Origin of the sequence: Tistrella bauzanensis (assembly GCF_014636235.1) — a bacterium.
Taxonomy (GTDB): domain Bacteria; phylum Pseudomonadota; class Alphaproteobacteria; order Tistrellales; family Tistrellaceae; genus Tistrella; species Tistrella bauzanensis.
In genome coordinates this window covers 26,340-44,406 of the sequence record NZ_BMDZ01000014.1, presented here as the reverse complement: position 1 = coordinate 44,406, position 18,067 = coordinate 26,340, and the positions used below count along the sequence as shown (strand labels likewise).

Genomic DNA, 18,067 nt, shown 5'->3' with positions numbered 1-18,067 from the left:
CGGCGACGGCGGAACCGGGTTTTTGACGACCTGCCGACCTTGGTTTTCGCTGCACCGCAACACATATGATGTCCAGGCACGTCCTGGCATCGCGTCGTGATCTGGCAGCCTGTCATGATCCGGCGTCCCGCCTCGGATCTGTCAAGATCCGGCGTCCCGCCTCGGATCTGTCAAGATCCGGCGTCCCGCCTCGGATCTGTCAAGATCCGGCGTCCCGCCTCGGATCTGTCAAGATCCGGCGTCCCGCCTCGGGCCGGCTTCCGGCAGCCCGTGGCTTCACCGGCAAGGGAGCACCGCACACGTGACGACCGACGGCATCGCCGCCAGTTCCAACAGCAGCACCGCCGCTCCGCGCCCCGGCGCGCATCCCGCACCATCCCCGTCACCTCTCCCCTCCCCGTCCCCCCTCCCCGACGATCAGCAGACCCCGACCGCACGGCTGAAGCCATTTCGCACGGTCACGGTGGTCGGCGGCGGCGCCTGGGGCAGCGCATTGGCCATGGTCGCCGACCGCGCCGGCTGTGCCACACGGTTGTGGATCCGCGAAGCGGATGCCGTGGCCGCGATCAATAGCGGGGGTCGCAATCCCTTTCTTCCAGACCACGACATGCCGGCCGCGATCCGGGTTGGAAATGACCTTGCCGAAACGCTGAACGGCACCGATCTGGTGCTGCTGGTGGTGCCGTCGCAGTTCCTGCGCGCGGTGGCATCGGATGTGGAGCGCCATCTGGCGCCCGGCGTGCCGGTCGTGATCTGCAGCAAAGGGATCGAACGCGACACCGGGCTGATGATGACCCAGGTGATCGCCGAGACGATGCCCGATCGGCCGCAGGCGGTGTTGTCGGGCCCGAGCTTCGCGGCCGAAGTGGCGCAAGGCCAGCCGACCGCGGTCACCATCGCCTCGGCCGACGTCCAGCGCACCGACGATGCCGACGACGACGAACTGATCGACGCCGACGAGGCAGGGGCCGCACTGGCATCGTCGCTGGCGGCACGCATCGCCGTCACCCTCAGCACGCGCGACTTCCGGCCGTATCTCTCCGACGACCTGACCGGGGTCGAGGTCGGGGGTGCCGTCAAGAACGTGCTGGCGATCGCCTGCGGCATCGCCGCCGGGCGAGGGCTCGGCTCCAATCCGCGCGCCGCAATCATCACCCGCGGCCTGGCCGAACTGAAACGTCTGGCCCAGGCACTGGGCGGCCGGCGCGAAACCGTGACCGGCCTGGCCGGCATCGGCGACCTGACCCTCACCTGCTCCAGCGAGCAGTCGCGCAACTTCACCTTCGGCCTGGCACTGGGCCGCGGTGCCACGCCCGATGAAGCGCTGGCCGGCAAATCGGCGGTGGTCGAAGGCGCCGTCAACGCCGAGACGGTCACGGCCCTCGCCCGGCGGCTGGGGGTCGAGATGCCGATCTGCGAGGCGGTGCACGCCATCATCAAGGGCCGGCTCGACATCGACGCCGCGATGACCGCCCTGCTCACCCGGCCGATCCGCGCCGAAAGCCGCGCCTTGGAGCCGGTGGTTGCGCTCAGCAATCCCGCCCATGCCGGCAACCGGGCCGATGACCGAACCGGTGCCCGAACCGGTGACAGCGATGCCGGCGACCTTTTGACCGCGATTACGGAAGCATGATGACCCGTTACAATCTCATACTCGCAACCGACCTCGACGGCACCTTCCTTGGCGGTTCGGATCAGGAGCGGCGCGATCTGTATCAGGCGCTGTCGGCGCGAAACGATGCGCTGCTGATCTTCGTCAGCGGCCGCGATATCGGCTTCATTCGCGAACTGGTCGCCGAGCCCGGCATGCCGCACCCTGATTACGTGATCGGCGATGTCGGCACCACGGTGGTGGCCGGGCGCGACTTTCAGATCGTGCACGAGGTCCAGGGACCGATCGGCGCGCTGTGGGACAATGCCGGCCCGCGCGTGAAGGACATGCTGGCCGCCGAACCCGGCATCCGGCTTCAGCCGACGCCGTTCGAGCGCCGGGTCAGCTATTGGTACGACCCCGACACGCTCGATCCCCGCACGCTGGCCAAGATCGAGGATGCCGGCTTCGACTGGCTGCTGTCAGCCAGTACCTTTCTGGACGTTCTGCCGAAGGGCGTGGCCAAGGGGCCGACCCTGCTGAAGCTGATCGACACGCTGGACCTGCCGGCCGACCGGGTTCTGGTCGCCGGCGACACGCTCAATGACCTTTCGCTGTTCGAGACCGGATTGAAAGGGGTTGCCGTCGGCAATTCCGAACCGCCCCTGGTCGAACAGCTCACCGACAAGCCCTGGGTCTACCGCAGCACCGGCCACGGTGCCGCCGGTATCGCCGAGGCGATCCGTCATTTCGGCCTCACCTGAACCGCGGTGGCATTCCAGCACCGTCTGGGCGCCCCGCTGCCGGGTCGAGACCGCATCGAGATCGAAAGGGACAGGGATGACTGCCAAGAAATCGTCACTCGTGATCGTCTATCACCGCCAGCCTTACGAAGAGGAAGTGGTCGGCGACAAGATTGTCTATCGTGAGAACAAGAGCCCCAACGGAATCGTTCCGACCCTGAAGAGCTTTTTCGGTCGGGTGCCTGAAGGCAAAGGCGCCTGGGTGGCCTGGAAACAGGTCAGCCCCAAACGCCAGGACAAGTTCGAACGCGTCATCCAGATCGAAGACAGCTATGGCAGATATGCGGTCTCACGCCTGCCGCTGACCGCCGATCAGGTCAAGATGTTCTACCACGTCACCTCGAAGGAGGCGCTGTGGCCGATCCTGCATTCCTTCCCCTGGCTGTTCCGCTATGACACCACCGACTGGAACACGTTCCGCGAGGTGAACTGGCTGTTTGCCGAAGCGGCCGCGGCACAGGCCGAAGACGACGCCCTGGTCTGGGTGCACGACTACAATCTGTGGCTGGTGCCGGGCTATCTGCGCAAGATCAAGCCCAATCTGCGGGTCGCCTTCTTCCACCACACGCCGTTCCCGGCGCCGGATATCTTCAACATCCTGCCCTGGCGCGAAGAGATCGTCGACAGCCTGCTGGCCTGCGATCTGGTCGGGTTCCATATCCCGCGCTATGCCAAGAACTTCGCCGATGTCGCGCGCGCGCTGCGCGACGTGCATGTCGACAAGAGCGTGCGGGTGGAAGACGGCATGTCGCCAGCCGGCCTTGCCCTGTCGGAACCCGAGGTGCCGACCGCTGTCCGCCATAACGGCCGCCGGGTGGGGATCGATGCCTTCCCCGTCGGCACCAATCCCCAATTCGTGGCCAAGGTGCTTGACACCGAGGCAAACCAGACGCTTCAGGACGAGATCACCGAAGAATTGGCCGGCCGCCGGCTGATCGTGGCGGTGGGGCGCACCGATTACACCAAGGGCATCCGTGAAACCCTGCAGAGCTATGAACGGCTGCTGGAACGGCGCCCCGAACTGCATGCCAAGGTTAAGCTGATGGTGGTGTCGGTGCAGGCCGCCACCGGCATGCGGATCTATCGCGACACCCAGCGCGAGGTGGAGGCCCTGGTCGGGCGGATCAATGGCCGGTTCTCGAAGCTGAACTGGACGCCGATCCTGCTGTTCTCGAACGCGATTCCCTTCGAGAAGCTGATCGCCTATTACCGCCGCGCCGATGTCTGCGTCATCACGCCCTTGCGCGATGGTCTGAACCTTGTCGCCAAGGAATATGTCGCGGCCAAGCGCGGCCAGGAAGGCGCGCTGGTGCTGTCGGAATTCACCGGCTGCGCCATCGAGTTCCCGCAGGCGATCCTGGCCAATCCCTATTCGGAACGGGCGATGGACGCGGCGATGGATCAGGCGCTGGACATGGCGCCGGATGAGGCACGCGCCCGGATGGCGGCGATGTACGAGACCGTGCGCCGCTATGACGTCGCGCGCTGGGCCGAACATACCTTCGAGCGCTTCGCCGAAATCGGCCAGTTCGACCAGACCACCGATCCGGCGACGCTGAAGGCCGGCTGATCGGTCCGCCCTGGGGGCCGGGCGGCGGCGCGCGCGATTGCCGCAACATTCCGTCGCCCGCGGGCCGCCTGAAGATATATGCTGTGCCCCGCCCCGCCGGTCAGTGGAACCGGCGGGGCGGTTGATCTTCAGGGGACCGCCGCCATGACCACCAAGCTCAGCGTCAATCTCAACAAGGTGGCGCTGCTGCGCAACCAGCGTGACAATGGCTACCCTTGCGTGGTGACGACCGCGCGGCGGGTGCTGCGCGCCGGCGCCCATGGCATCACCATTCATCCCCGCCCCGATCAGCGCCATATCCGGCTTGGCGACGTCGACGATCTGGCCGCCCTGTTCGCCAGCGACCTGCCCGAGGTCATCGGCGCCGAATTCAACATCGAAGGCTATCCCAGCGAAGATTTCGCAGCCCTGGTCAACCGCGTCCGCCCGCATCAGGTGACCCTGGTTCCCGATGCGCCCGGCGCCCGCACCTCGGAAGAGGGCTGGGATTTCGACACCCGTGGCGATGAGCTGGCCCATGGTCTGGCGCTGGTCCGGCCGTCCGGCGCCCGCATCGCCGCCTTCATCAATCCCGACCCCGCCGCCCCGTCCAAGGCCCGGCGCCTGGGGCTGGACCGGGTGGAGGTGTATACCGGCCTCTATGCCATGGCCTGGGGCACGCCCGCTTTCGACACCACGGCAGCACCCCATCTGGCCGCCACCGCCGCCGCGGCCGAAGCCGCCGGCATCGGCATGAATGCCGGCCATGACCTCAATCTGGCCAATCTGGGCGATTTCCTCCATCGCGCGCCCAATTGCCTGGAAGTGTCGATCGGCCATGCCATCACCGCCGAAGCGCTCGACCTCGGCTGGGACGAGACCGTGCGCCGGTATCTGGACATCCTCAACGCCGGATGACGGCCGCGGCAGAACCGAATTAAATCGGTTTTTGACGATTGATGATCGTGTAGCTCCGCGATACCCTCGGCCGGAAGTCGAATGATTTCGGCTTTCAGATTGTCCGTCAGCCTGTGACAGACCGAGGGCATCCGCTGATGTCGGCACTTGTCGATCCGCCGAAGCAACGCCGCAGCCGCGAGCGTTTCGAACAGAGCCTCGATGCCGCCGAGGCCCTGATCGCGACGCGCGGCACGATCGCGATCAGCCTGCCCGATGTCGCGGCCGCGGCCGGGCTTCCCCCCGCCTCGCTCTATCATTACGTCCCGAACGCCCAGGTGCTGCTGTTCGAGCTGGCCCGGCGCTATATGACCCGTTTCCAGGCGCTGGCTGCCGAAGATGTCGATCATGGCCAGTTGACCGTCTGGCCAGACCTGTTCCGCATCCATTGCAGCCGCGCGCTCGCCTTCTATCGTGCCCATCCGGTCGCCATGCGGCTGCTGCTGGGGGCCGAGGGCGGATGGCAGATCCGATCGGCGGATCTGGATGCCAACCTGCAAATCGGCCGCATCCAGTATCAGCGGCTGCTGCGCCATTTCGTGGTGGCCAGCAGCGCGCCGCTGGAACGGGCGCTGCCGGTGTCGATGACCATCGGCGACGCGATCTGGGCATTGTCTTTCGCCCGCGACGGCGACGTCACCGACGAGATGGCGGCGGAGTCGCTCAACGCCCGTGTGGCTTATCTTCGTCTCTATATCGCCGAGCACGCGCCCCGGCGCGATCATCCATTGGGGATGCTGCCATGACCGACCGCACCGAGCCTGAAACCACCCCCTTCGCCGGCGGTGCCGCCTATATCCGTGGCCGCTTCGTGCCGATGGACGACGCCGTGATCCCGGTCACCGACTGGGGCTTCACCCGCTCGGATGTCGTCTACGACGTGGTGCATGTCCATCGGGGCGCGTTCTTCCGGCTGGCCGATCATCTCGACCGCTTCGAGCGCGCCATGGCGCGACGCCGGCTGGTGCCGGCCGAAAACCGGGCGGCGATCGAGGATGTGCTGCATCGCTGCGTGGCCTTGTCGGGGCTGAGCGATGCCTATGTCGCCATGGCCTGCCTGCGCGGCCGCCCGCGCGTCGCCGGATCGCGCCGCCCGGAGGATTGCGAGAACCACCTGATCGCCTATGCGATCCCGTGGATCGACGTCATCCCCAAGGATGTCCAGGCGCGCGGCGCGCATCTGTGGATTTCAGGCACCCCACGCGTGCCCGACGCCTCGGTCGACCCGACCGTGAAGAATTATCAGTGGAGCGACCTGACCTCCGGTCTGCTGGAAGCCCATGACCATGGCTATGACACTGCCATCCTGTGCGACCATGACGGCTTCGTCACCGAAGGCCCGGGCTTCAACGTGTTCATCATCAAGGATGGCCGGGTGCTGACGCCGGATCGCGGCAGCCTTGAGGGGATCACCCGGCGCACCGTGCTCGACATCTGCGCCGACCGGGGTATCGAGGCCGCCATAGCTCCGATCCCGCGCGCCATGCTCGACGATGCCGACGAGGTCTTCACCACCACCACCGCCGGCGGTGTGATGCCGGCCGCCCGGGTCGGCAACCGCATCCTGGGCAATGATCGGCCGGGACCGATCACCATGCAATTGCATGATGCCTATTGGCAGGCCCATGACGATGACCGCTACCGCACCCCGGTGCGCCCGCTCGCGGTGCAGCCATGAGTTCGGGCTCGGCACGGGGCGACCGGCCGGGTGGCGATCTGCGCCCGGCCGCCATCTCGGGCGCACGGCATGCCGCGCGCGAATTATGGGTGGAGCGGCCCGATCCGGCCGGCACGCCGGCCGCCTGGTGTTATTCCGACCGGCGCAGCTATCACGCGGGCGATAGGGTCGACCTGTTCCTGTCGGCCACCGTCGCCTCGGTCCGGCTGCGCATCCTGCACGACAGGGCCACCCCGATGGTCGTGGCCGAAACCGAGCCTCGCGCCGCCGCTTTCCACCCGGCGCCGGAGCGTGCCTATGAAACCGGCTGCGACTGGCCGCTGTTTCAAAGCTGGATCATCCCGGCCGATCTGCCCTCGGGCGGCTATCTGATCGAGATCCTGGATGCATCGGCACCGGACAGCCGGCCGCTGGGCCATCATCTGATCATCGTGCACGGCACCGCGCGGGCAGGATCGATCGCCCTGGTCGCCGCCACCTCGACCTGGGCGGCCTATAACGACTGGGGTGGTGCCAACCATTATTTCGGCCTCAACCCCGGCACGCCGCGCGGGCGATCGCCGCTGCTGTCGGCCATGCGCCCCTGGGCGCGGGGCCAGGTGTGGCTGCCATCCGATGCCCCCCGCTCGGTCAACGCGCTGCGGCCACGGGCACCGGGGCCGGCGCGCTATGACTGCGTCGAATGGGCCTTCCTCAACGGCTTCACCAAATATTATGCGCTCGCCGGCTGGGCGTCCTATGAACGGCCCTTTCTGCACTGGGCCGAACGTGAGGGCCATGGCGTCGAGGTTCTGACCCAGGACGAGCTTCACGCCGATCCGGCCGCCCTTGATGGCTATGACTGCGTGGTGTTCGTCGGCCACGACGAATACTGGTCGCGTGAGATGCGCGAGGTGGTCGACCGCTATGTCGAGCAGGGTGGCCGGGTGGCGCGTTTCGCCGGCAATTTCCTGTGGCAGATTCGCCTGGAAGACGGCATGCGCCGGCAGGTGGCCTATAAATACGACGCCCGCGCCCGCGATCCGGTCATGGCCAGTGGCGACACCAGCCGGCTGACCAGCGCCTGGGAAGACCCGATGGTCGGCTGGCCTGGCGCCGCCACGTTCGGGGTCAATGCGCTGCGCGGCATCTATGCGGCCTTCGGCGGCATGGCGCGGCGGGCACCGCGCGGCTTCACGGTGTTCAGGCCCGAACACTGGGCCTTCGCCGGTACCGGGCTCTGCTATGCCGACATGTTCGGTGACGAGGCCAATATCTTCGGCTTCGAGATGGACGGGCTGGACTATACCTTCACCGACGGCCTGCCCGAACCCACCGGCACCGATGGCGCGCCGGCGGGGCTGCAGATCCTGGCGATGGGCTGGGCGACCCTGGGTGAAGGCGGCCGGCCCGAGGACGCCTATTCCCTGATGCTGGGCGACGCCGATGCCCGTTTCCGGACATCCCTGCTGACCGATGACGACTCGGAAGAGAGTGTCCGCAAGCACAGTCGCGGCAGCGGCATGGTGGTCAGCTTCACCAAGGGCGCCGGCGAGGTGTTCACCGCCGGCACCTGCGAATGGGTCAACGGGCTGATCACCGGTGACCCGTACACTGTGGCGGTCACCCGCAACGTGCTTGCCCGGTTCTGCGCACCCCGCATGTGATCAAACCGGCGGGCACCGGCGACGGTGCCCGTTCCGACACATCCGTCCCGGTCACGACGACGTCGGCCTTGGCGCATATCGTCTGGCCGGTCGCGGCTGCAGGGGTCGCGGCTGCAGGCACGCCGACGGCATGGCTGGCCGCCACGGCCCGTACCCAGGCACGCGCCCCGTCCACGCCCAGATGCTCGATCACCCGCCCGACGACGGACAGGTTGTAAGGCATCCGGACCGGGCCGCCCGCCGACGCATCGATCGCGCCCCCGGCCTGCCGGGTGACGGTCGTATACAGTGACGCCCGAACTTCGCCCGGACGCCGAACTTCGCCCGGACGTTGGGCATCGCCCGGGCGCTGCGTGAGGATATCGAACCGATCGACCGCGGTCGCCGGGCCGACAACGGCCACGGTAAGGGTGAAGCCGGTGATGACGGCGCGGATATGGCGGACAGGCACCTGGACCTCTGGCGGCGAGGGTTGCAAGACGGTTCATGCATCCCACGCCGCGCCACGGTGTTTCCTACGCGCCTGCGTCTCGATATCACGACAGGCGTGCGAGAGCGGCCCCGGTGGCGATCAGAGCTGCACCTTCTCGGTCCGCTTTTCCACGAAGTCGCCAAGCCGGCCCTGGACGTCGTCGATCGCGGTCTGGACCATGCACATGATCAGCCCCTCGGTATAAAGCCCGTCGGTGGCCGACATGTCCGAGATCTTGTTGATCGCGGTGACGATGGCGTAATTCGACAGCCGGGCATTGCCGGCGATCTTGCGCGCCAGTTCCAGTGCCGTGGCGCGGGCGTCGTCGGCGATGTAATGGGCAAGGCCCAGGCGCTGGCCTTCCTCGACATCGATCACCCGGCCGGTCAGCATCAGCTCGATCATCCGGCCCGGCGTGATGATGCGGGCGACGCGCACCGTGGCGCCACCGCCGGTGAAGATGCCGCGCTGGCCTTCAGGCAGGGCGAAATAGGCGGTGCGGTCGGCGACCCGGACATGCGCCGCCGCCGCGAGTTCCAGCCCGCCGCCGACCACGGCACCCTGCATCGCCGCGATCACCGGAATGCCGCCATGCTGCATCTTGTCGAAGGCCCGGTGCCAGCCCTGGCAGACCCGCATGAATTCGGTGGGCGAGCGCCGCTTGGCGTGATGTTCCTTCAGGTCCAGACCGGCGCAGAAATGCGGGCCCTCGGTCTGCAGCACGACAGCCCCCACCTCGGGCGGGATGTTCGAGAAGAAGGCGTCGATCTTCGCTACCGCCGCCTCATCAAGCGCGTTGCGCATCTGCGGGCGATTGATGGTGACAATCGCGACATTGCCGTCGATGTCGATCTTCAGCACGTCGTCGGCTGAGGCGGGCGTGGCTGTCATGGGACTGGCTCTCCGGTGAGGACTCGCAGATTGCGCCGGACGCCATGGCGACGTCCCGGACCATGGTGCCAAGCCATACGCTGAAATCGCCGCATAAAAAATCCCGCGATGCGCCGTCCGATATGCATAATCCGCCAAACTGATGGTCAGCGATGAGGAAAGCAGCAGCGGATGCAGGACAGGATCGGCGACACCCTGTCGACGGATTTCGTGCACGGGCTGCTGGATGCCGCGGCCACCATCGCGCCAGCCGACCGGCTGCGCGGTTTCGTGGTGGCGGCGGGGATCGCGCCCGATCTGCTCGACACACCCTCGGCCCGCGTGACACGCGATCAGATGGTGGCGCTGTATCAGCGGGTCGCCATCGGCACCGGCGACGAGATGATGGGATTGTGGTCGCGGCGCATCCGCACCGGGTCACTCAAGCTGCTGTGCACCGCCATTCTGGATGCCCCCTCGATCCTGACCGCCCTCTACCGCTTCACCCGGGTGTGGAACCTGCTGCTCGACGACTGGCGACTCGATTGCCGGCGCGATGGCGAGGTCATCGAGGTGACGCTGGAGCCGGCATCGCCGGATGCCCGTATCCGCCCCTTCGGCCATGTCCTGATGATGAAGCTGCATCATGGCGTTACCTCGTGGCTGGCGGGGCGCGAAACGCCGGTGACCGGCGTCGATTTCGCCTTTCCGCCGCCGCCGCACCTCGACGACCACGCCCTGCTCTTCCCCTGCCCGGTCAGCTTCGATGCGCCGATGACGGCGCTGCGCATGCCGGCCGCGATCGGCCGCGAACGGTTCCGACGCAGCCGGCAGGACATGCTGCCCTTCCTGCACGCGGCCCCGCGGCAATGGCTGTTCACCACACTGCGCGAACAGCGCGTCGCCGACCGGGTGCGTGACGAGATTGCCCGTCGGCTGGGTACCGCCCATGACCTGCCCGCGATCGCGGCGGCGCTCGGCCAGTCCACCCGCACGCTCACCCGCCGGCTTGCCGACGAGGGCACCAGCTTTCGGGCGGTGAAGGATGCGCTGCGCCGCGACATCGCGATCCGCGACCTCACCCGCACCGACCGGCCGGTCGCCGCCATCGCCGCCGATCTGGGCTTCGATTCGGCCGCCGTGTTCCATCGCGCGTTCAAGGCCTGGACCGGCAGCACGCCCGGCGCCTATCGCCGGCCGGGCATGCCGCCAGCGCCGGTCAGCGCGCGGGGCGGAACACCGACGGGTTCATGATCCCCTTCGGGTCCACGGCCTTGCGCAGCCGGGCCGCCAGATCGGCGCGGGGCTTCGGGCAGCGCGCGGCATAGGCCACAGCCTTCAGCCGGCCGATGCCATGCTCGGCGCTGATCGAGCCGCCGAAATCATCGATGATCCGATACACGATCTCCGACACGCCCTTGACCGCATCGGGCGGGCTGCCGGCGGGCAATGTGACGTTGAAATGGATATTGCCGTCACCCAGATGGCCGAACGGGTTGATCAGGGCATCGGGATGGATGCGCCACACCGCTTCCGATGCGGCATGCACGAAGCCGGGCATGTCGCTGACCTGAACGCTGACATCATGCTTGATCTGGATGCCCGGGGCCAGGCGCTGACCTTCGACGATCGCCTCCCGCAGCAGCCACAAGGCCTTGGACTGGGCTTCCGACTGGGCGATGGTGCCATCGGTGACCAGACCGGCCTGGAACGCCGCCTCGACCAGATGATCCAGATCCTCCTGCAGCCGTTCGTCGGACCGGCCGGAGATGTCGGTCAGCACCGTCCATTCGGGCCGGCCTTCAAGCGGGTCGACCGTGCCGGGAACATGGGCGGTGGCGAAATCGATGCCCTGGCGCGGGATCAGCTCGAAGCTCTCCACCGCGTCACCGGTGAATTCCCGGCACAGCGACAACAGGCGCGGCCCGTCGGCGAGTGACGGCAGCGCAAAGAAGATGGTGCGGGTGGCGCGCAAGGGTGGGAACAGCTTCAACGACGCCGCCGTGACGATGCCGAGCGTACCCTCGGCACCGATGAACAACTGCTTCAGGTCATAGCCCACATTGTTCTTGCGCAGCGTGGTCAGTTCCGACAGCACCGAGCCATCGGGCAGCACCACTTCCAGCCCCAGCACCAGATCGCGCATCATGCCATAGCGCATCACATGGATGCCGCCGGCATTGGTTGCGATCAACCCGCCGATCTGGGCAGTGCCTTCGGCCCCCAGGCTGAGCGGGAACTTCCGGCCGGCATCACGCGCCGCGCCCTGCACGGCTTCCAGCACGCAGCCTGCCTCGACGACCATCGAATAATCGATCGGGTCGATGCTGCGCACCCGGTTCATCCGACCCAGTTGGAGCAGGATCGACCGGGCATCGCCATCGGGCACGGCACCACCAACCAGGCCGGTATTGCCCCCTTGCGGCACCACCGCCACGCCGGCACCGGCGCAGAGCCGCACGATCGCCGCGACCTCGTCGGTGGATGCGGGGCGCACCACGGCCAGCGCATGGCCCCGATACAGCTTCCGCCAGTCTTCCAGATACGGCGCCATGTCGCCTTCGGCGGTGATCACCCCGCGCGGGCCGGTGATGGCGACCAGCAGGTCGATAAAGGCCGAGGGTGACAGTGCAGCGGCGGCGGCGGGCATACGGGACTCCTCCGGATAACGGGGCCGGCCATCAGCGACGGCCATGGGCAGATGCCGGGCTTCGAGCGGCCCGGCTGGCTCCCTTCATACATCAGTTTTCAGTTGTCAGACAACTGACGTCATGCTAGTCGTGACAACCGAACGCGCTGCTGGCATTGAAGACCAGACCGCCCCGGCACGACAGTGCCGGAGCCGGATACAAGGCGCGACCAAGGGGGAAGAGACCACGTGACCGACCGCAGCGGAAAAGCCCCGGAACGACAGTTCCAGGCCCTCAATCGCCCCAAGCGATTGTCCGACGAGATCGCCCGGCAGATTTCCGAGCGCATCGCGACGGGCATCTTCGCGCCGGGGGAGCGCATGCCGACCGAGGCCGAACTCGCCGACGAGTTCGCGGTGGGCCGCAGCGCGATCCGCGAGGCGATCGCGAAGCTCAGACAGGAAGGTCTGGTCGAGACCCGACAGGGCGTCGGCGCCTTCGTGTCCGAGGATCCGGGTGCCGCCTCTTTTCACATCGATACCGACACGCTGCGCACCATCGAGGATTTCCGTCACGTGATGGAGCTTCGCATGGAGCTGGAAGTCAGCGGCGCCGCCATGGCGGCCCGCAGGCGGACCCATGCGCAGTTGGGCCGGATCGAGGCGGCGTTCACGGCCCTCAAATCCCGGCTGGAACGCGGCGAAGCGGCTGTCGATGAACAGCATGCCTTTCACCGCGCGATCGCCATTGCCAGCAACAACCCGCATTTCCGCGATTTCATGCAGTTCCTTGCCTCCCGCATCCGAGTGGCGCTGTCGGTCGAAACCGAACGCGCCACCGGCGCGCGCGACACGGCCCGCAAGATGCTGCGTGAATTCGAGGCGATCCTTGAGGCCGTGCGCCTGGGCGATCCCGACAAGGCGCGGCGCGCCTCGTGGTTTCATCTGCTCAGATCCGCCGACCGCCTGGGCCTGCGCGGCCTGCAGGGTTGGGAAGAAAGCAGGATGACCTTGATCGGAGAGAACCTGATACCGGTCTGTGCGCCGGCCGATGCCGCCCCCCGGGCGCCGCGCTTCACACCGCCCCCCGGCGCCTGCGACTGCCATGCGCACATCTTCGGCCCCGAGACCCGCTATCCCTATACCCGGCATCGCACCTATACCCCGCCTGACGCGCTGCTGCCCGCCTATAAGCACATGCTGGCGACCCTTGGCATTCAGCGCGCGGTGATCGTGCAGCCCAGCGTCTATGGCACCGACAACCGGGCGACACTGGACGCGATCCGTGCTGGCGGCCCGGATTTCCGCGGCGTGGTGGTGGTCGACGAGACCATCGACGCGGCCGAGATGGAACGGATGCACGAAGCCGGCGTGCGCGGCGTGCGCATCAATCTGCTGTTCAAGAGCGGCATCGAGGTCTCGGATGTCCGCCGGCTGGCCGAGCGGATCGCCCCCTTCGGCTGGCATCTGCAGATGTTGATCGATGTCTCGGAATTCGCCGACATCAAGGCAACCCTGGGCCGGCTGCCGGTCGATGTGGTGTTCGACCATCTGGGCCATATGCCCACCTCGATCGGCACCGACCATCCGGGCTTCCAGGAAATGCTGTCGATGCTGGCCGATGGCCGCGCCTGGGCCAAGCTGTCGGGCGCCTATCGCATCACCTCCGGCACGCGCACGCCCTATGACGACGTGGCCCCCTATGCCCGCGCGATCATTCAGGCCAACCCGGAACGGGTGGTCTGGGCCAGCGACTGGCCGCACCCTTACGTGAACATCCCGATGCCAAATGACGGCGACCTGCTCGACATGCTCGACATCTGGTCACCCGATGCCGCGACCCGCGATCGGATCCTCGCCACCAATCCGGCGCAGCTCTACGGCTTCGACGACTGATCGCGCCCCCCAACAAGCCTGTCCCCGCACCGCTTCTTCGAGGAACGCACCCATGGCCTTTTCCCGACACCCCCTGTCCCACCTGTCGCGCCGTGCCCTGCTCGGCACGGTCGCAGGCCTCAGCGCCCTGATCGCCACCGGCACCATCGCAGCCCCGGCGCAGGCGGCCGACGTCACCCTCAAGCTCGGCTGGACCACCTCGGACGGCGCCACCGACCCTTATGCGATCGCGGCGCGTGAGTTCGCGGCGGCGCTGGATGCCGAAATGCCCGGCGTCTTCGAGGTGAAGTACTTCCCGAACCGCCAGCTCGGCGACGAGAAGGAAATGATCGAGGGCATGTCGTTCGGCACCATCGACGGCGGCATCATCACCAATGCGGTGATCGCCAATGTCGAACCCTCGTTTCAGTTGCTCGACATGCCGTTCCTGTTCGGCAATGAGGAACAGGCCCACAAGGTGCTCGACGGCGAGGTCGGGCAGGAGCTGATGGGCAAGCTGAAGACCCGGGGCATCATCGGCCTCGGCTTCGCCGAGGGCGGCTTCCGCCACATGATCAACAACACCCGGCCGGTGGCGACGCCGGATGATGTCGGCGGCGTGAAGTACCGTGTGATGCAGAACCCGGTGTTCCTGGAGATGTTCGGCTCGCTTGGCGGCAACCCCGTGCCGATGGCCTGGGGCGAGACCTATACCGCGGTTCAGCAGGGCACCATCGACGGGCTGGAGATCCCGGTGGCCGTGATCCAGGCCAACAAGTTCGCCGAGGTGACCAAGTATCTGTCGTTGACCCGCCACACCTATTCCGCGCTGGGCGTGATGCTGTCGAAGAAGAGCTTCGACAAGATGACCGCCGACCAGCAGCAGGCGGTGCTGCGCGCGGCCCCCAAGGCGATCGCCGCCCAGCGCGCCGCCGTGGCCGAGAACACCACCAAGATCATCGACGAGTTGAAGGCCGCCGGCATGACGGTCAACGAGGTCGAGAACCCGGCCGCGTTCCGCGCCAAGGTTGCCGGCGTCTATGACCGCTTCAAGCCCCGGATCGGCGCCGCGCTGTTCGACAAGGCGCTGGCCCAGGTCGACTAACCACCAGCCGATCCGACCGGCGCTGTGGGCCAGATCTGGCGAGCGACATCCCATCCCCGCCAGATCTGACCGCAACCATGGCCCGGTCGCCGGCCACCGGCGATCCCCGCTCCCCCGCGCCACCTCCGGCGCCGCCCCAGACGGCAGATGCACCCGATGCAGGCATTGCTTCAAACCATGTCCCGCGGCCTCGCCCGTGTGACAGGCTGGGTGATCATCGCCATGACCACGGTCATGATGGCGAGCCTGATCCTCCAGGTCTTCTCGCGCTATGTGATCGGCCAGGGCTTCACCTGGACCGAGGAACTGGCCCTGTTCCTGTTCACCTGGGTGGTTCTGCTGGCCGCCACCACCGCCATCCGCGATGACGGCCATGTCCGGCTGCAACTGGTCGTCGACCTGCTGCCGGCCGCCCTGCGCCGGCTGTGGATGCGGGTACTGACCCTGGCGGTGCTGGCCTTCTGCGTGGTCTTCGCGTCATCCGGCGCCGACTATCTCACCCAGACCATGGGCCAGGTTTCGGCGGCGGTGCAGTACCCGATCGAGGCGCTGCATCTGGCGGCACCGGTGACCGGCATCCTCGGTGCCTTCCATGCCCTGGCCCGCCTTCTGGCCCCGCAATCGGCCATCGACGGCCAGCCGCAGACCGGAGGCATGGTATGAGCACCGCCGCAGCCGTTCTGCTGATCGCCTTCGCCGTCTGCCTGTTCGGCGGCGTGCCGATCGTCTTCTCGCTCGGCCTTGCCGCCATCGCCGGACTGCTTGCCGCCGATTTCGACCTGATCGTTCTGGCGCAGCGGGTCATTTCCGGCACCCAGGTCTTCACCCTGCTGGCGATCCCCGGTTTCGTGATCGCGGGCGATCTGATGATGCATGGCGGCCTGTCGCGCCGCTTGGTGCGGATGTGTCAGGTGCTTGTTCAGCACGTCACCGGCGGGCTTGGCATGGTGACGGTGCTGTCGGCCACGTTCTTCGCCGCGATTTCAGGATCGGCCCCCGCCACCACCGCCGCGATCGGCGGCATCATGGTGCCGGAAATGGAGCGCCACGGCTGGAGCCGCCGCTTCGCCGCCGCCCTTGCCACAGCCTCTGGACCAATCGGCCAGATGATCCCGCCATCGATCCCGATGGTGATCTGGGGCGTTGTCGCCGAACAGTCGATCACCAAACTGTTTCTGTCGGGCATCGTGCCCGGACTGCTGATCGCGGCCGGCCTGATGGGCGTGTGCTATGTCGCCGCCCGCCGCCAGGGGATCGGCGCCGCCACCCGCCGCGCCACCCGCGCCGAATTGTGGACGGCGCTGGCCGACGGCAAATGGGCGCTGGCGGCACCGCTGGTCATCCTTGGCGGCATTTATGGCGGCATCTTCACCCCCACCGAGGCATCGGCGGTGGGGGTGGCCTATGCTCTGGTCATCGGGTTGTTCGTTTATCGCGAACTGAAATTCCGCGACCTGCCGGCGATCCTGCTGCAATCGATGCGCACCACCACCATCGTGTGCAGCATCATCGCCGTCGCCTCGGCCTTCGGCTGGCTGGTCGCGATCGAGCAACTGCCGACCACCATCGCCGAGGCCATCCTGTCGGTGTCGTCGAACCCGATCATCATCCTGATGATGCTGAACGTGCTGCTGCTGTTCATCGGCGCGATCATGGACAATGTGGCCGCGATGATCATCCTGGGTGGCGTGCTGACCAGCATTGGCGCCAGCCTGGGGCTGGACCCGATCCACCTGGGGGCCATCGTGGTGATCAACTTCGCGATCGGCATGGCGACCCCGCCCTTCGGCTATTCGCTGTTCGTGGGCGCCGCGGTCAGCAAACTGTCGGTCGAAGAGGTATCAAAGGCATTGTGGCCGATGCTGCTGGTCAAGATCGCCGTGCTGGCACTGATCACCTACGTGCCCTGGGTGGTGCTGGCCCTGCCCCGGCTGCTGGGTTGAGCCGCGCGACCGGCGGGCTCAGATGATGTCCTCGATCACCCCGCCATCCACGCGCAGGGCAGCACCCGTGGTCGCCGAGGCCTGGGGCGACGCGATATAGACCGCCATATTGGTAACCTCTTCCACGGAAGCGGCGCGGTGGATGATCGATGTCGGGCGGTTGGCCCTGACGAAATCCGCCCCCGCCTGTTCGGGCGACTTGCCGGCATTGGCAGGGTCTTCGGCCAACTGGTCGCGCAACGCATCCGACAGGGTCGGTCCCGGCAGAATGGCGTTGATTGTCACGCCGCTGCCGGCGACCCGCTTGGCCAGCCCGCGTGACAGCGCCAGATAGGCGGTCTTGGTGACGCCATAATTCACCATCTCACCCGGAATGTTGTGGGCGGATTCCGACGACAGGAAGATGACCCGGCCCCAGCCTCGGTCGACCATGCCCGGCACCAGTGCCCGCGACAGCCGCACGCCGGACATGAAATTGACGTCCAGAATCGTGCGCCACTCGTCATCTGTGGTCTCCAGCACGTCGGACGGCCCGAAGAAGCCGACATTGTTGACCAGAATGTCCGGCGCGGGTTCGGCATCGACCAGCTTGGCACAGCCGTCGGCGGTGCCGAGATCCGCGACCACGCCACGGATATCGGCGCCCGGCGCCTCGCCGGTCCCCGCCACCTCGCCGGTCCCCGCCACCTCGCTGGTCATCCTGGCCACGGCGGCCTCCACCTCGTCCGGCTTGCGTCCGCTGATCACCACCGCGGCGCCAGCGCCTGCCAGACCACGTGCGATGGCATAGCCGATCCCCTTGGTCGAGCCCGAGACGACGGCGGTACGGTTGCTGAGGTCGATCTTCATGATGGTCCTCCATCGGATGGTATGCGCAAAGCAGCCCCGGTTGGGCCGCCTGCCTCACCATCCCAACCGGCAGCACCGGCGAAGGATGCACGCCAACCGG

16 protein-coding genes are annotated in these 18,067 nt (G+C 67.1%); 12 read left to right on the top strand and 4 right to left on the bottom strand.

Translation table 11 applies throughout. The features are described 5' to 3' along the window. Positions 1-301: 301 nt before the first annotated feature. From IEW15_RS08270 to IEW15_RS08240, 7 genes are all read left to right on the top strand, one after another. Entirely contained in the window at positions 302-1,633 is a 1,332-nt protein-coding gene (locus tag IEW15_RS08270) for an NAD(P)H-dependent glycerol-3-phosphate dehydrogenase (RefSeq protein WP_322111488.1), read from the top strand. After that, positions 1,633-2,355: an HAD family hydrolase gene (locus IEW15_RS08265; protein ID WP_188576710.1), complete on the top strand. Its 723-nt coding sequence runs from the start codon at positions 1,633-1,635 to the stop codon at positions 2,353-2,355. The genes IEW15_RS08270 and IEW15_RS08265 overlap by 1 nt, the downstream gene beginning before the upstream one ends. Before the next feature lie 76 nt (positions 2,356-2,431). Continuing rightward, entirely contained in the window at positions 2,432-3,964 is a 1,533-nt protein-coding gene (ggpS, locus tag IEW15_RS08260) for a glucosylglycerol-phosphate synthase (protein ID WP_188576707.1), read from the top strand. A gap of 144 nt (positions 3,965-4,108) precedes the next feature. Continuing rightward, positions 4,109-4,861 carry a pyridoxine 5'-phosphate synthase gene (locus IEW15_RS08255; RefSeq protein WP_188576705.1) on the top strand — a complete coding sequence of 251 codons (753 nt, stop codon included), beginning with the start codon at positions 4,109-4,111 and terminating at the stop codon, positions 4,859-4,861. A 137-nt stretch (positions 4,862-4,998) separates the two neighbouring features. Further along, complete coding sequence (locus IEW15_RS08250) at positions 4,999-5,646, top strand: TetR/AcrR family transcriptional regulator (protein ID WP_229707929.1); 648 nt, start codon at positions 4,999-5,001, stop codon at positions 5,644-5,646. Continuing rightward, complete coding sequence (locus IEW15_RS08245; protein WP_188576703.1) at positions 5,643-6,578, top strand: aminotransferase class IV; 936 nt, start codon at positions 5,643-5,645, stop codon at positions 6,576-6,578. Before IEW15_RS08250 ends, IEW15_RS08245 begins: the two co-directional genes overlap by 4 nt. Next, positions 6,575-8,224, top strand: coding sequence for a N,N-dimethylformamidase beta subunit family domain-containing protein (locus tag IEW15_RS08240; RefSeq protein WP_188576701.1), 1,650 nt, complete (start codon positions 6,575-6,577; stop codon positions 8,222-8,224). Before IEW15_RS08245 ends, IEW15_RS08240 begins: the two co-directional genes overlap by 4 nt. Here IEW15_RS08240 and IEW15_RS08235 read toward each other — a convergent pair. Together IEW15_RS08235 and IEW15_RS08230 are read right to left on the bottom strand one after the other, a co-directional pair. Then, entirely contained in the window at positions 8,181-8,675 is a 495-nt protein-coding gene (locus tag IEW15_RS08235; RefSeq protein ID WP_188576699.1) for a hypothetical protein, read from the bottom strand. The genes IEW15_RS08240 and IEW15_RS08235 overlap by 44 nt on opposite strands. A 120-nt stretch (positions 8,676-8,795) precedes the next feature. Then, complete coding sequence (locus tag IEW15_RS08230; RefSeq protein WP_188576697.1) at positions 8,796-9,587, bottom strand: crotonase/enoyl-CoA hydratase family protein; 792 nt, start codon at positions 9,585-9,587, stop codon at positions 8,796-8,798. Positions 9,588-9,758: 171 nt separating this feature from the next. On the opposite strand from IEW15_RS08230, the gene IEW15_RS08225 reads away from it, so the two are divergent. After that, complete coding sequence (locus tag IEW15_RS08225; protein ID WP_188576695.1) at positions 9,759-10,820, top strand: AraC family transcriptional regulator; 1,062 nt, start codon at positions 9,759-9,761, stop codon at positions 10,818-10,820. Here IEW15_RS08225 and IEW15_RS08220 read toward each other — a convergent pair. Next, positions 10,786-12,216, bottom strand: coding sequence for an FAD-binding oxidoreductase (locus tag IEW15_RS08220; RefSeq protein ID WP_188576693.1), 1,431 nt, complete (start codon positions 12,214-12,216; stop codon positions 10,786-10,788). The two genes, IEW15_RS08225 and IEW15_RS08220, sit on opposite strands and share 35 nt — an antisense overlap. Positions 12,217-12,444: 228 nt before the next feature. On the opposite strand from IEW15_RS08220, the gene IEW15_RS08215 reads away from it, so the two are divergent. The 4 genes from IEW15_RS08215 (at position 12,445) to IEW15_RS08200 (ending at position 17,118) form a co-directional block, all read left to right on the top strand. Continuing rightward, positions 12,445-14,091, top strand: a complete 1,647-nt coding sequence (locus IEW15_RS08215; protein WP_188576691.1) for an amidohydrolase family protein — start codon at positions 12,445-12,447, stop codon at positions 14,089-14,091. A gap of 52 nt (positions 14,092-14,143) precedes the next feature. After that, positions 14,144-15,175: a TRAP transporter substrate-binding protein gene (locus IEW15_RS08210; protein ID WP_188576690.1), complete on the top strand. Its 1,032-nt coding sequence runs from the start codon at positions 14,144-14,146 to the stop codon at positions 15,173-15,175. 222 nt (positions 15,176-15,397) lie between these two features. Beyond that, positions 15,398-15,838, top strand: a complete 441-nt coding sequence (locus tag IEW15_RS08205; RefSeq protein ID WP_229707928.1) for a TRAP transporter small permease — start codon at positions 15,398-15,400, stop codon at positions 15,836-15,838. Further along, positions 15,835-17,118: a TRAP transporter large permease gene (locus IEW15_RS08200; RefSeq protein WP_188576685.1), complete on the top strand. Its 1,284-nt coding sequence runs from the start codon at positions 15,835-15,837 to the stop codon at positions 17,116-17,118. The genes IEW15_RS08205 and IEW15_RS08200 overlap by 4 nt, the downstream gene beginning before the upstream one ends. A gap of 18 nt (positions 17,119-17,136) precedes the next feature. On the opposite strand, the gene IEW15_RS08195 is transcribed toward IEW15_RS08200, so the two are convergent. Further along, a complete protein-coding gene (locus IEW15_RS08195; protein WP_188576683.1) occupies positions 17,137-17,967 on the bottom strand; it encodes an SDR family NAD(P)-dependent oxidoreductase in 831 nt (276 codons plus the stop codon). Between the last annotated feature and the right edge of the window lie 100 nt (positions 17,968-18,067).